At 74.9% G+C, this 12,593-nt stretch carries 11 protein-coding genes; 3 read left to right on the plus strand and 8 right to left on the minus strand.

All coding sequences use genetic code 11. The annotated features are described in order from the left end of the window. Positions 1–192 precede the first annotated feature (192 nt). The 3 genes from ACZ4FH_RS06145 to ACZ4FH_RS06155 form a co-directional block, all read right to left on the minus strand. Positions 193–1,467 (minus strand): ribonuclease D, encoded by a 1,275-nt coding sequence (locus ACZ4FH_RS06145; protein ID WP_467302646.1) that lies wholly within the window; start codon positions 1,465–1,467, stop codon positions 193–195. Positions 1,468–1,623: 156 nt separating this feature from the next. Next, positions 1,624–2,286: a helix-turn-helix transcriptional regulator gene (locus ACZ4FH_RS06150; RefSeq protein ID WP_467302648.1), complete on the minus strand. Its 663-nt coding sequence runs from the start codon at positions 2,284–2,286 to the stop codon at positions 1,624–1,626. A gap of 273 nt (positions 2,287–2,559) precedes the next feature. Then, entirely contained in the window at positions 2,560–3,219 is a 660-nt protein-coding gene (locus tag ACZ4FH_RS06155; RefSeq protein WP_467302649.1) for a DUF3000 domain-containing protein, read from the minus strand. Positions 3,220–3,311: 92 nt separating this feature from the next. Here ACZ4FH_RS06155 and hemE point away from each other — a divergent pair, with 92 nt between their 5' ends. Beyond that, positions 3,312–4,385 carry a uroporphyrinogen decarboxylase gene (gene hemE, locus ACZ4FH_RS06160; RefSeq protein WP_467302651.1) on the plus strand — a complete coding sequence of 358 codons (1,074 nt, stop codon included), beginning with the start codon at positions 3,312–3,314 and terminating at the stop codon, positions 4,383–4,385. Positions 4,386–4,407: 22 nt separating this feature from the next. On the opposite strand, the gene ACZ4FH_RS06165 is transcribed toward hemE, so the two are convergent. Next, positions 4,408–5,790, minus strand: a complete 1,383-nt coding sequence (locus ACZ4FH_RS06165; protein WP_467302652.1) for an FAD-dependent oxidoreductase — start codon at positions 5,788–5,790, stop codon at positions 4,408–4,410. A gap of 84 nt (positions 5,791–5,874) precedes the next feature. Continuing rightward, a complete protein-coding gene (locus tag ACZ4FH_RS06170) occupies positions 5,875–6,825 on the minus strand; it encodes a DUF4349 domain-containing protein (RefSeq protein WP_467302654.1) in 951 nt (316 codons plus the stop codon). Between the two features lie 136 nt (positions 6,826–6,961). Between ACZ4FH_RS06170 and hemG the strand changes: the two genes are divergently transcribed. Together hemG and hemQ are read left to right on the plus strand one after the other, a co-directional pair. After that, positions 6,962–8,458, plus strand: coding sequence for a protoporphyrinogen oxidase (gene hemG, locus ACZ4FH_RS06175; RefSeq protein ID WP_467302655.1), 1,497 nt, complete (start codon positions 6,962–6,964; stop codon positions 8,456–8,458). Between the two features lie 4 nt (positions 8,459–8,462). Further along, positions 8,463–9,197: a hydrogen peroxide-dependent heme synthase gene (gene hemQ / locus ACZ4FH_RS06180; RefSeq protein WP_467302657.1), complete on the plus strand. Its 735-nt coding sequence runs from the start codon at positions 8,463–8,465 to the stop codon at positions 9,195–9,197. 134 nt (positions 9,198–9,331) lie between these two features. Here the strand turns inward: hemQ and ACZ4FH_RS06185 are convergent, their stop codons facing one another. The 3 genes from ACZ4FH_RS06185 to ACZ4FH_RS06195 form a co-directional block, all read right to left on the minus strand. Then, the gene (locus ACZ4FH_RS06185; RefSeq protein WP_467302659.1) at positions 9,332–10,117 is read right to left on the minus strand and encodes a TIGR04222 domain-containing membrane protein; all 786 of its coding nucleotides are present in this window, start codon (positions 10,115–10,117) and stop codon (positions 9,332–9,334) included. A gap of 66 nt (positions 10,118–10,183) precedes the next feature. Continuing rightward, a complete protein-coding gene (locus tag ACZ4FH_RS06190; RefSeq protein WP_467302660.1) occupies positions 10,184–11,218 on the minus strand; it encodes a TIGR04222 domain-containing membrane protein in 1,035 nt (344 codons plus the stop codon). Positions 11,219–11,223: 5 nt separating this feature from the next. After that, complete coding sequence (locus ACZ4FH_RS06195) at positions 11,224–12,531, minus strand: MbnB/TglH/ChrH family RiPP precursor modification enzyme (protein WP_467302662.1); 1,308 nt, start codon at positions 12,529–12,531, stop codon at positions 11,224–11,226. Positions 12,532–12,593: the final 62 nt, after the last annotated feature.

Consider the following 12,593-nt stretch of genomic DNA (forward strand, 5'->3'; position numbering starts at 1 on the left):
GACTGCCCAGTCCTTGCGCCGGGAGCGGCGAAGGTCACATGCGGGAAACGGGCCTCACACCTTCCGGGACGATGCGCGAAAGGGCCCGGACCGCCTCCGGGGAGAGCGGTCCGGGCCCGGTGCGTCCGCTGAACGGACACCACGCGAACCTGGCGTGAATACGACCCTGGCAGCGCGTCCGCCCGGCGGCGCTCAGGCCCCCGTGGCGAGCGCGCGGACCAGGAGGGGGGCCACCTGTTCGATCTGCCAGTGCCGCGCGCCGTGTCCGGCGAGCGCGTCCTCGACCGTCTCGGGCGTCAGCCGCTTCGGCGGCTCCCAGCAGACCCGGCGCACGGTGTCCGGCGTGATCAGGTTCTCCTGCGGCATGTGCAGCCGCTCGGCCAGCCCGGAGACGGCCGCGCGGGCGGCCGACAGCCGGGCCGCCGCCGCCGGGTCCTTGTCCGCCCAGGCCCGGGGCGGCGGCGGACCGGCCAGCGGCTGGCCGGGCTGCGGCAGCTCCGTGTCGGGCAGCGCCTTGGCCCGGTCCACCGCGGCCTGCCACTGCTCCAGCTGGCGCCGGCCCATGCGGTGGCCGAAGCCGGGCAGCGCGGTCAGGGCGTGGGTGCTGGACGGCAGCGCGAGCGCGGCCTCCACGATCGCCGCGTCGCCGAGGACCTTGCCGGGCGAGATGTCGCGGCGCCGGGCGACCTGGTCGCGCAGGGTCCACAGCTCGCGGACCACGGCCATCTGCCGGCGGCGGCGGACCTTGTGCATCCCGGAGGTGCGGCGCCACGGATCCTGGCGCGGGGGAGCGGGCGGCGCGGAGGCGATGGCCGCGAACTCCTCCTGCGCCCACTCCAGCTTGCCCTGCCGGTCCAGCTCCTCCTCCAGCGCGTTGCGCAGGTCGATGAGCAGCTCGACGTCGAGGGCCGCGTAGCGCAGCCACGGGTCGGGCAGCGGGCGGGTCGACCAGTCGACGGCCGAGTGGCCCTTCTCCAGGGAGTAGCCGAGGACGCTCTCGACCATGGCGCCGAGGCCGACCCGGGGGAATCCGGCGAGCCGCCCGGCCAGCTCCGTGTCGAAGAGACCGGTCGGTGTCATCCCTATCTCGCGCAGACAGGGCAGGTCCTGGGTGGCCGCGTGCAGGATCCATTCGGTGCCGTGCAGGACCTCGCCGAGACCGGACAGATCGGGGCAGCCGACCGGGTCGACCAGGGCGCTGCCCGCCCCGTCGCGGCGCAGTTGCACCAGGTAGGCGCGCTGCCCGTAGCGGTAGCCCGAGGCGCGCTCGGCGTCCACGGCCACCGGGCCGGAGCCCGCGGCGAAGGCCGCGATCACCCTGGCCAGGGCGTCGTCGGTGGCCACCACCGGCGGAATGCCCTCGCGAGGTTCGAGCAAGGGGATCGGCGCCGGGGCGACGTCGTCCGGGGGGGCGCCCCCGGTGGTTCGCAGTGAACTGTCTGCTGCGGTCTCTTGGGCGTCGGTCACGTGTCAAGGGTATCCGGGGATGTGCGGCGCCCGTCGACGGAATGATCCGTTGACGGGCGCCGATGCATGTAATCCGGCCGGATCCGCATGGCTGCGCACCGGCGGGGGTGCTGTGTCGTCGGGGGCGGGTGGACTCGTGGTCGGGTGGGCTCGGGGTCAGTGGATGATGCCCGTGCGCAGGGCGACGGCGACCATGCCGGCCCGGTCGCCGGTGCCGAGCTTGCGGGCGATGCGGGCGAGGTGGCTCTTGACGGTCAGGGCGGAGAGGCCCATGGAGACGCCGATGGCCTTGTTGGACTGGCCCTCGGCGACCAGGCGCAGGACCTCCACCTCGCGGCCGGAGAGCTCCCGGTAGCCGCCCGGGTGGCTCGGGGTGCCGGGGGGCCGGCGGTGCATACGGGCGGCGGTGGCGCCGATGGGGGCGACGCCGGGGCGGGCGGGGTGGCCGATGTTGGTGCGGGTGCCGGTGACGACGTAGCCCTTGACGCCGCCCGCCAGGGCGTTGCGCACGGCGCCGATGTCGTCGGCGGCCGAGAGGGCGAGACCGTTGGGCCAGCCGGCGGCTCGGGTTTCGGACAGCAGGGTCAGCCCGGAACCGTCGGGCAGATGGACGTCGGCAACGCAGATGTCGCGCGGGTTGCCGACGCGGGGACGGGCCTCCGCGATGGACGACGCCTCGATGACGTCACGAACTCCGAGTGCCCACAGATGGCGGGTGACGGTGGAACGGACGCGCGGGTCGGCCACGACGACCATGGCCGTCGGCTTGTTCGGGCGGTAGGCGACCAGGCTCGAGGGCTGCTCTAGGAGAACGGACACCAGGCCTCCTGGGGAGTGGCGGGACGGCCGGCTCGGGGATGAAGCCGGGGCGAACCGTGCTTGAAGGGTCATTGACTCCTTCGGCAGGGGACCCCTGCTCCTTTAGGGGAAGATCACGATTTGGTGAGTAACAATTCGGGCAAATAGGACGCGCGATCGATTGTACGAAAAGAACGCCGGTGACTGTGCGAGAGCATGTGACGGAGCGTCACGGAGAACGCCGGCGGGGCACGCGGCCCCGCCGGCGGAACGAGGATCCGGAATCCGGACCGGTTACGGCGTCTGCGGACCCCGCCGCTGCGGCAGCGTCACCACGGCCGCGTCCACCGGACCCGACGGGGGCAGCCCGGCGATCTGGCACAGCAGATCGCCCCACGCCATCAGGTGTGCCCCGGTGTCCGGCACCCCGCCGCGGCCCTCGCGCGGCGTCCAGGACGCCCGGATCTCGATCTGCGTCGCCGGCCGCCGGGTCTCCAGCGCCCCGAAGTAGTGCGAGCCCGCCCGCGTGACCGTGCCGCCCGCCTCGCCGTACGACAGCCCGCGCGCCTCCAGCGCACCGGTCAGCCAGGACCAGCACACCTCCGGCAGCAGCGGATCGGACGCCATCTCCGGTTCCAGCTCCGCGCGCACCAGCGTCACCAGCCGGAAACCGCCCTGCCAGGCGTCGTGCCCGGCCGGATCGTGCAGCAGCACCAGCCGCCCGTCCGCGAGGTCCTCGTCGCCGTCGACGACCGCCGCCTCCAGCGCGTACGCGTACGGCGCCAGCCGTTTCGGCGGACGCGTCGGCTCCACCTCCAGCTCGGGGCGGAGCCGCGCCGTGCGCAGGGCGTCCACCGCCGCACGGAACGCGGGCGGGACGGATCCACCCTCCGCGCCGCTCTGCTCGCCGGCGCCGTCGGATTGTTCGGAGAAGTGTCCCTGAGCCGCAGCCATGCGGGGAAGAGTAGGCGGAACCGGAGCCCCGCGTCCGGAAGGACACCCGTGCGGGGGCGGGCTCATTCCGCGTACATGCGAAGATTCTGTACGTGAGCGCCATTGACCGCCCCTCGGGCCAGCAGACGACGACCTCCGCCCCCCACGACTCGGTGTTCCTGAAGGCGTGCCGGCGCGAACCCGTGCCGCACACGCCGGTCTGGTTCATGCGCCAGGCGGGCCGGTCGCTCCCCGAGTACCACAAGGTGCGCGAGGGCATCCCGATGCTGGACTCCTGCACGATCCCGGACCTCATCGCCGAGATCACCCTGCAGCCCGTGCGCCGCCACAAGGTCGACGCCGCGATCTACTTCAGCGACATCGTCGTCCCGCTCCGCGCCATCGGCATCGACCTGGACATCAAGCCCGGCGTCGGCCCCGTCATCGCCGAGCCGATCCGCACCCGCGCCGACCTGGCCCGGCTGCGCGACCTCACCCCCGAGGACGTCCCGTACGTCACCGAGGCCATCGGCACGCTCACCGCCGAGCTGGGCGCCACCCCGCTGATCGGTTTCGCGGGCGCCCCGTTCACCCTCGCGAGCTACCTCGTGGAGGGCGGCCCCTCCCGCAACCACGAGCACACCAAGGCCATGATGTACGGCGACCCGGAGCTCTGGGCCGACCTCCTCGACCGGCTCGCGGAGATCACCGGAGCGTTCCTCAAGGTCCAGATCGAGGCCGGCGCGAGCGCCGTGCAGGTCTTCGACTCCTGGGTCGGCGCCCTGTCCCCCGCCGACTACCGCCGCTCGGTGCTGTCCGCCTCCGCGAAGGTCTTCGACGCCGTCGCCCCGTACGGGGTCCCGCGCATCCACTTCGGCGTCGGCACCGGCGAACTGCTCGGCCTCATGGGCGAGGCCGGCGCGGACGTCGTCGGCGTCGACTGGCGGGTCCCGCTCGACGAGGCCGCCCGCCGCGTCGGCCCCGGCAAGGCGCTCCAGGGCAACCTCGACCCCGCCGTGCTCTACGCCCCGACCTCCGTCGTGGAGGCCAAGGCGCAGGAGGTGCTGGACGCCGCAGCCGGTCTGGAGGGCCACATCTTCAACCTGGGCCACGGCGTCATGCCGTCCATGGACCCCGACGCCCTGACCCGCCTCGTCGAGTACGTCCACCGCAGCAGCGCCCGCTGACCCGGGCGCGGGGCCGGCACGCTCAGACCGTGCCGGCCGCCCGCACCGCGGCCACCGCCTTGCGCGCCGCCACCAGGACCGGGTCCCAGACCGGGGAGAACGGCGGCGCGTAGCCCAGATCGAGCGCGGTCAACTGGTCGACGGTCATCCCGGCGGTCAGGGCCACCGCCGCCACGTCCACCCGCTTCGCCGCCCCGTCGCGGCCGACGATCTGCACCCCCAGCAGCCGTCCCGTGCGGTACTCCGCGATCATCTTCACCGTCATCGGCCGCGCCCCCGGGTAGTAGCCCGCCCGGCCCGTCGACTCGATCGTCGCCGTGACGAACCGCAGCCCCACCGCACGGGCGTCCTTCTCGCGCAGCCCCGTCCGGGCGATCTCCAGATCGCAGACCTTGCTCACCGCGGTGCCGACGACACCGGGGAACGTGCCGTAGCCGCCGCCCACGTTGGACCCGATGATCTGGCCGTGCTTGTTGGCGTGCGTGCCCAGCGCGATGTGCCGGGTGCGGCCCGCCACCAGGTCCAGGACCTCGACGCAGTCCCCGCCCGCCCAGATGTCCTGGTGGCCCACGACCCGCATCGACAGATCGGTGAGCAGCCCGCCGTGCGGCCCCACCGGCAGCCCGGCCGCGCGCGCCAGCTCCGTCTCCGGCTCGACCCCGATGCCGAGCACCACCACGTCCGCCGGGTACGAGCCGTCCGCCGTCTCCACGGCGCTCACCCGGCCGTCCGCCCCGGTGCGGATCGCGGTGACCGCCGCCCCGTTCACCGTCGTGATCCCCAGCCCGGCCATCGCCTCGCCGACCATCCGGCCCATGTCCGGGTCGAGCGTCGCCATCGGCTGCTCGCCCCGGTTGAGGACCGTCACCTCGAAGCCCCGGTTCAGCATCGCCTCGGCCATCTCGACGCCGATGTACCCGGCGCCGACGACGACGGCCCTCCGTCCCCGCGTACGGTCCAGCGAGTCCAGCAGGGCCTGTCCGTCGTCCAGGGTCTGCACCCCGTGCACCCCCGCCGCGTCCATCCCCGGCAGCTCCGGGCGGACCGGCCGGGCACCCGTGGCGATCACCAGCTTGTCGAAGTCCGTCCAGTACGTCTCGCCCGAGTCCCGGTCCCGGGCGCGCACCCGCCGTCCCGCGGCGTCGATCTCCGTCACCTCGGTGCGCATCCGCAGATCGATGCCGCGGGCCCGGTGCTCCTCGGGCGTACGGGCGATCAGATCGTCCCGCTCCGCCACGTCGCCGCCCACCCAGTACGGGATGCCGCAGGCGGAGAACGAGGTGAAGTGACCGCGCTCGAAGGCGATGATCTCCAGCTCCCCGGGGCCCTTGAGCCGGCGCGCCTGGGAGGCGGCGGACATGCCCGCCGCGTCGCCGCCGATGACCACCAGTCGTTCCGCCGCCATGCCCGTACCTCCGACGCCCGTCCGAAAAGGCCCACGCTACGGCGCCGGGGTACCCGGGGGCGCGGCGGCGCCCCCGGGACGCGCTCACCCGCCGGCCGGCGGCGCCGCCTTCCGCCTCCGGCGGGCGGCGAACCGCCACAGGACCAGTGCGGCGGCGGCCACGGCCAGGAACGGCGCCGAGGCCCCCACGGCCATCGCCAGCCACCGCAGCATCGTCGTGAAGGCGTGCCAGCCGCCGGCCAGGGCGTCCACGAACCCCGGATCGTCGTCGGACGCGGCGGCCGGGGACTCCGGCTCGATCAGGTCGAGGGTGACCGTGGCCATCGAGGTACGGTCCCGGAGCGAGGCCTGCTGGGCGAGCAGCGACTCCAGCGCGGCCTGGCGGCTGCTCAGTTCGCCCTCCAGGGCGACCACGTCGGTGAGCTTGTCGGCCCGGTCCATCAGCGCGCGCACCCGGGCCACGCTGGAGCGCTGGGTGGCGATCCGGCTGTCGGTGTCGACGACCTGGTCCGTGACGTCCTTCGCCTCCGAGGTGCGCGACAGCAGCTTCCCGGCCCCCGACAGCTCCCGCAGCACCCGGTCGTACGCGTCCTGCGGGACGCGCAGCACGAGATGCGAGGTGGAGCGGTCGCCGTCCGCCCGCTCGGTGTTCTCCTCGGCGACCAGCCCGCCCGCGTTCTGCGTCACGGTCCGGGCGCTCGCCGCCGCCCGGGAGGCGCTCTTCACCTCGACGGACAGCGTCGCGGTGCGGATGACGTGGGTGGCGGCCGGTTTCGGCTGCTTCGGCGCCGCCGAGCCGGCCGCGCCCTTCGCGGAGCCGTCCGCCCGCGCGGCGCCGGCCGCCTCACCGGCGGCGGAGTCGGCCTTCCCCCGGGCATCGGCGGTCAGTCCGCGCTTGTCGCCGTCCCCTCCGGAGTCGTCGGACGCGGCGCCGCAGCCGCCGAGCGCGAGCGCGGCGGCGAGCAGTCCGGCGGCGAGGGCGATCCGGGAACGGCGGGCGGCGGACGCCGCCGGGCCGGAGCGGAGGTCGGGCACGGGATGCATAACAGTCCCCCCAGGACAGGTGGTTGATGGTGCCGGTTCGACGGATGAGGGGGCGTCAGCGGTTTCGTCCCGACGGTTTCGAAGCGGTCACGGTCAGGACTCGGACGGGGTTTGAGAGAGTGGGGGCATGCAGCGTTCAACACAGCGTGCGGACCGGGCCCCGGCCCATGTGGTCGTCATCGGCGGCGGCATCGCCGGACTCGCGGCCGCCCACCGGCTTCTCGGCAGCGGTCTGCGGGTCACCCTCCTGGAGGCGACCGCCCGGCTCGGCGGCAAGCTCATGACCGGCGAGGTCGCGGGCGTCCGGGTCGACCTCGGCGCCGAGTCCGTGCTCGCCCGCCGGCCGGAGGCGGTCGACCTGGCCCGCGCCGTCGGCCTCGCCGACCGCCTCCAGCCGCCCGCCACCGCCACCGCCGCCCTCTGGACGCGCGAGGCCCTGCGCCCCATGCCCAAGGGCCATGTGATGGGCGTCCCGGGCGACCCGGCGGCCCTGGGCGACGTCCTGACGCCCGAGGGCCTGGCCCGGATCGCCCAGGAGCGCGAGCTGACCCCCACCGCCGTCGGCGAGGACGTCGCGGTCGGCGCCTATGTCGCGGACCGGCTCGGCCGCGAGGTCGTCGACCTGCTCGTGGAACCGCTGCTGGGCGGGGTGTACGCGGGCGACGCCTACCGGATCTCGATGCGCGCCGCCGTACCGCAGCTCTTCGAGGTCGCCCGGGGCTCCGGCTCGCTCCTCGACGGCGTCGCCCGGATCCAGCGGGAGGCGGCCGCCCGGCAGCTCACCGGCCCGGTCTTCCAGGGCATCGAGGGCGGCATCGGCACCCTGCCCGGAGCCGTCGCGGACACCGTGCGCGCGGCCGGCGGGGAGATCCTCACCGAGACCCCGGTGCTCGGCCTGACCCGTACCGCCGACGGCTGGGACGTGCGCACCGACGCCCGGGTGATCGCCGCCGACGGCATCGTCCTCGCCGCCCCCGCCTGGTCGGCGTCCACCCTGCTCGCCGCCGAGTCCCCGGCCGCGTCGGCCGAGCTGGCCGGCGTCGAGTACGCCTCGATGGCCCTGGTCACGATGGCGTTCAGGCGCTCCGACGTGGCCGGGCTGCCGGCCTTCGAGGGGCGCTCCGGCTTCCTGGTGCCCCCGGCCGAGGGCCGCACGATCAAGGCCTCCACCTTCTCCACCCACAAGTGGCGATGGGTCGCCGACGCGGCCCCGGGGCTCTTCGTGCTGCGAACCTCGGTGGGCCGCTACGGCGAGGAGGACCATCTGCACCGCGAGGACGCCGACCTCGTCGCCGTCTCGCTGGCCGACCTCGCCGACGCCACCGGACTGACCGCCCGCCCCGTCGGCACCGAGGTCACCCGCTGGATCGGCGGACTGCCCCAGTACCCCGTGGGCCACCTCACCCGGGTCGCCCGGATCCGCGAGGAGGTCGCCAAGCTGCCCGCGCTGCGCGTCTGCGGTGCGGTCTACGACGGCGTCGGCATCCCCGCCTGCATCGCCGGCGCCCTGCGTGCCGCGGACGAGATCGCCCACGACCTCGGGGGCGTCCGGGCGGCGGAGCAGGGGGAGATCATCGCCACCCCACCCCTGGTTCAGGGCACAGGGAGCGAGGCGGGACAATAGCCGTATGAGTGCTCCTGAGACTGCGACATCCAGCAAGACGCCCAACGCCGGAAAGAAGGCGAAGGACCTCAACGAGGTCATCCGCTACACGCTCTGGTCCGTGTTCAAGCTGCGCGACGTCCTGCCCGCCGACACGGACCGGGCCGACCTGGCCGGCGAGGTCCAGGAGCTGTTCGACCAGCTCGCGGCCAAGGACATCACGATCCGCGGCACCTACGACGTCTCCGGCCTCCGCGCCGACGCCGACGTGATGATCTGGTGGCACGCGGAGACGGCGGACGAGCTCCAGGAGGCGTACAACCTCTTCCGCCGCACCCGGCTGGGCAGGAACCTCGAACCGGTCTGGTCGAACATGGCGCTGCACCGCCCCGCCGAGTTCAACAAGTCGCACATCCCGGCCTTCCTCGCCGACGAGAACGCGCGCGACTACGTCAGCGTGTACCCGTTCGTGCGCTCCTACGACTGGTACCTGCTGCCCGACGAGGACCGTCGCCGGATGCTCGCCGACCACGGCAAGATGGCCCGCGGCTACCCCGACGTGCGCGCCAACACCGTCGCCTCGTTCTCGCTCGGCGACTACGAGTGGATGCTGGCCTTCGAGGCGGACGAGCTGTACCGCATCGTCGACCTGATGCGTCACCTGCGGGCCTCCGAGGCGCGGATGCACGTCCGCGAGGAGGTCCCCTTCTTCACCGGCCGGCGCAAGTCGGTCGCGGACCTGGTGGCCGGGCTCGCGTAGCGAGCGGGACCCGGTCACCCCAGCCCGGAAGATCAGACGGCGGACCGAGCGGCACCTTGTGCCGCCCGCCGGTCCAGCGACACCGGGTTCGGCTCACGGTGCGGCGCGCCTCCCGCGCGCCGCACCGTTGTCATCTACGGGACGGTGCGCGCCGTCCGGCCGGTGAGCGCGGCCCGCAGCGCCGGATCGGCGACCGCCGCGACGCCCCGTACGGCGACCGCCGCCAGCACATCGCCCTCCGGACCGGACGCGGCGAGCCGACGGGCGTCCAGCAGCCGCTGTCCGGCCGGTGAGGCCCACGGGCTGTGCGGTCCCGACTCCATCCGCGCGATGAGCAGACAGCCCACGGTCAGCACCAGCGGCATCGCGAACCAGACGAGCACCGGCACCTCCGACCCCGCCGGACGCGCTCCCTGGATGGGCACGGTCAGCGCGGCGGCACCCATCACGAGCACCAGCGCGGCCGCCCGGCGCACCGCGTGCACGGCCGCGGCGATGTCCGACCCGCCGCCCGGCAGGGCCAGGCCCGCGGCGACCAGCCGGTCCGCGAGGGCCCGCACCGCGTCCGCGGCGGCGGCCGCCGCCCGGACCGGCGGTATCGGCGACTGCCCCTGGGGCCCTATGGCACGGATCACGGTCCGCTCCATGTCGTCCCGGCCGTCCGGATCGACGACCGTGGCCCAGCCGGTGTGGGCCAGCAGCAGCCGGCGGCGCAGATGCATCGAGACCAGCGCGGTGTCGGCGACCCGGTGCGGGCCGCCGGCCAGGAACGCCGTCTCGTACAGGCTCAGTTCGTCCCGCGTGGCGGTGCGCGGCGCGGGCCGGGGAGGGGCGGCCTGCCGGGCGGTGGCCAGGCAGAGCCGGATGCAGGACAGCGCGGCGGCACCCCACGCGACCAGCAGGAACAGAACCCAGAGCATGTCCGATTTCTATGCGACACGCGCGTTTCGCGCCATGGGCTGTTCACCATGCGGACGCGGGACCGCTCAGGAACTGCTGCCGCAGCTCGATCCGCAACTGCTGCCGCCACCACAACTGGACCCGCCGCCACCACAACTGGACCCGCCGCCCCCGCAGCTCGACCCGGACCCCGAACCGCAGCCCGACCCGCCGCCGCAGCCCGAACCGCCGCCGCTCCCCGATGAACCGCCGCAGCTCCCGCCGCCCGGCGCGGACCCCGCGCACCAGACCGCCGGGGCCAGCAGCAGCGCGGAGGAGGCGCCGTCGTGCGACGGGGACGGTGTGCCGCCGGAGCGCCGGGGCGTCCCGCTCCCGGCCCCGGCCCGGACCGCCGTGAGCAGATACGCCCGCAGGACGGGGTCGGGGTGCGCCCGGGGACCGGCCGTCGCCACCAGATGGGCCGCGTCGGTGCGGCCGGGGTGGGCGGCCCGGAACGCGGCGGCGGCCCGGCGCCCCGCCCGGGTGATCCGGGAGCGGGCGACCGCCGCCGTGACCAGGCCCACGACGCTTCCGGCGACCAGGGCGGGCAGCACCTTGAGGACGAACGGGACGCCCTCGTCCACGAAGCCGTCCGAGGCCATCCACTCCGCGACGGTCAGCGCGAACGCGACGGGCAGGGCGAGCAGGCAGAGCACCCCCTGCGTCATGCCCCAGCGCTGCTGGAGCCGGTGCGCGCCGGGGACCTGGAGCAGCCCGCGCGCGGCGAGGCCGTCCCCGATCTCCTGGACGGCGGGGTGGCGCATCACGGCGTCCCGCAGCGTGTGCAGCGCCCCGTTCGGGGCGGCGGCGTGCGCGTGGAGCACGGCGCGCTCCACCGGGTCGTGGGCGACGGCCCGCTGCACGGCCACGATGCCGGGGCCGCCGACGAGGAGCCGGCCGTCCGCGTGCATCGCGGTGAGCGCGGCGTCGACGACCCGCCCGGGTCCGCCGCCCAGGAACGCCGCCTCGGCCGGATCGTGGACCGGGCCGCCGGACGCCCGGCGGTCGCGGACGAGCCCGGCGACCAGCAGCACCGAGGACACGGCGACGGCCAGCGAGAACAGCACGGCGAGCGTGGTCATCCCGTTCACCGCCCCACCAGCACGGAGCGGGCCGCGCGGGCCAGCCGGGCGGCCCGGCCCGGTGGCCGGGACCCCGCGCGGTCCTGCCACCACAGGGTGAGCCGGCGCCGCGCCGCGTCGTCGGCCGGCCGCCCGGCGACCAGCAGGTGCTCGGCGAAGTCCAGCGCGTCGCGCCGGTATCCGCCGGACATCGGCCGCGCCCCCGCGTACGCCAGGAACGCCTCCCGGTAGCCGCGCCCCAGGATCTCCGGAAGCTCGGGAGCCACCTTCGCCACCACATCGGCCCGCTTCGCGGCCAGCGCCCGGCTCTGCACCCCGAGCCTGCGCCGGTCGAAGCCCTCCGGGGCGGGGGTGCCCGCGACCAGGGCGGAGAGCAGCGCGGTCTGGTCGACCGCGAGCCGGTCCCGTACCGCCTCGGACGGTGCGGCGGCGGGCCGTACGGGCTCCCGCCGTACCGGTCCGCGCACCGCACGGTCCACCCCGTGGTCGTCCCCGCCCCGGTCCAGGACCGCGCGGATCGCGTCCAGCTCACCGGCGAGTTCGGCGGCGGGCGGGAAGGCGTCGTCGCGTTCCAGGAGGACGCCGGGCGGGGACACCCGGGAGCGCAGTTCGGCCAGCACGTCCAGGACCGGGGCGGTGACGGGATGGGCGTGGGTGTCGTGCCAGACACCGTCCTTCTCGGTCCCGCCGGCGACATGGACGTACGCGAGGGCCTCCACCGGCAGCGCGGCCAGCGCCTCGGCCGGGTCCTCGCCCCGGTTGACATGGTTGGTGTGCAGATTGGCCACGTCGATGAGCAGCCGCACCCCGGTGCGCTCGACCAGCTCGGCGAGGAACTGCCCCTCGGTCAGCTCCTCGTCCGGCCAGGAGACCAGGGCCGCGATGTTCTCCAGGGCCAGCGGCACGGGCAGCGCGTCCTGCGCGATCGCCACGTTCTCGCAGAGCACGTCCAGGGCGGCCCGGGTCCGGGGGACGGGCAGCAGATGCCCCGCCTCCAGGGCCGGGGTGCCGGTGCGGACACCGCCGGCCCTGACGAACGCGATGTGCTCGGTGACCAGCGGCGCCTCCGTCAGCGCGGCCCGTTCCGCGAGCGCGGCGAGCCGTCCGGCGTCGGGCCGGTCCGCCCCGCCGAGCCCCAGCGAGACGCCGTGCGGCACCACCGTGACCCCGCGTTCCCTCAGCCGCACCAGTGAGTCCGGCAGATGGCCGGCGCAGAGGTTCTCCGCGACCGCCTCCACCCAGTCGATCCCCGGCAGTGCCTCCACCGCTTCGGCGATCTCCGGCCGCCAGCCGATGCCGATTCCCAGCTCCACGCCGTCCCCCCGTCTCCGTTCCGTGCAGGGGTGATGGCCCCGCGGTGTCCTGCCGAACCCGC

Source organism: Streptomyces sp. NPDC024555 (genome assembly GCF_055559335.1).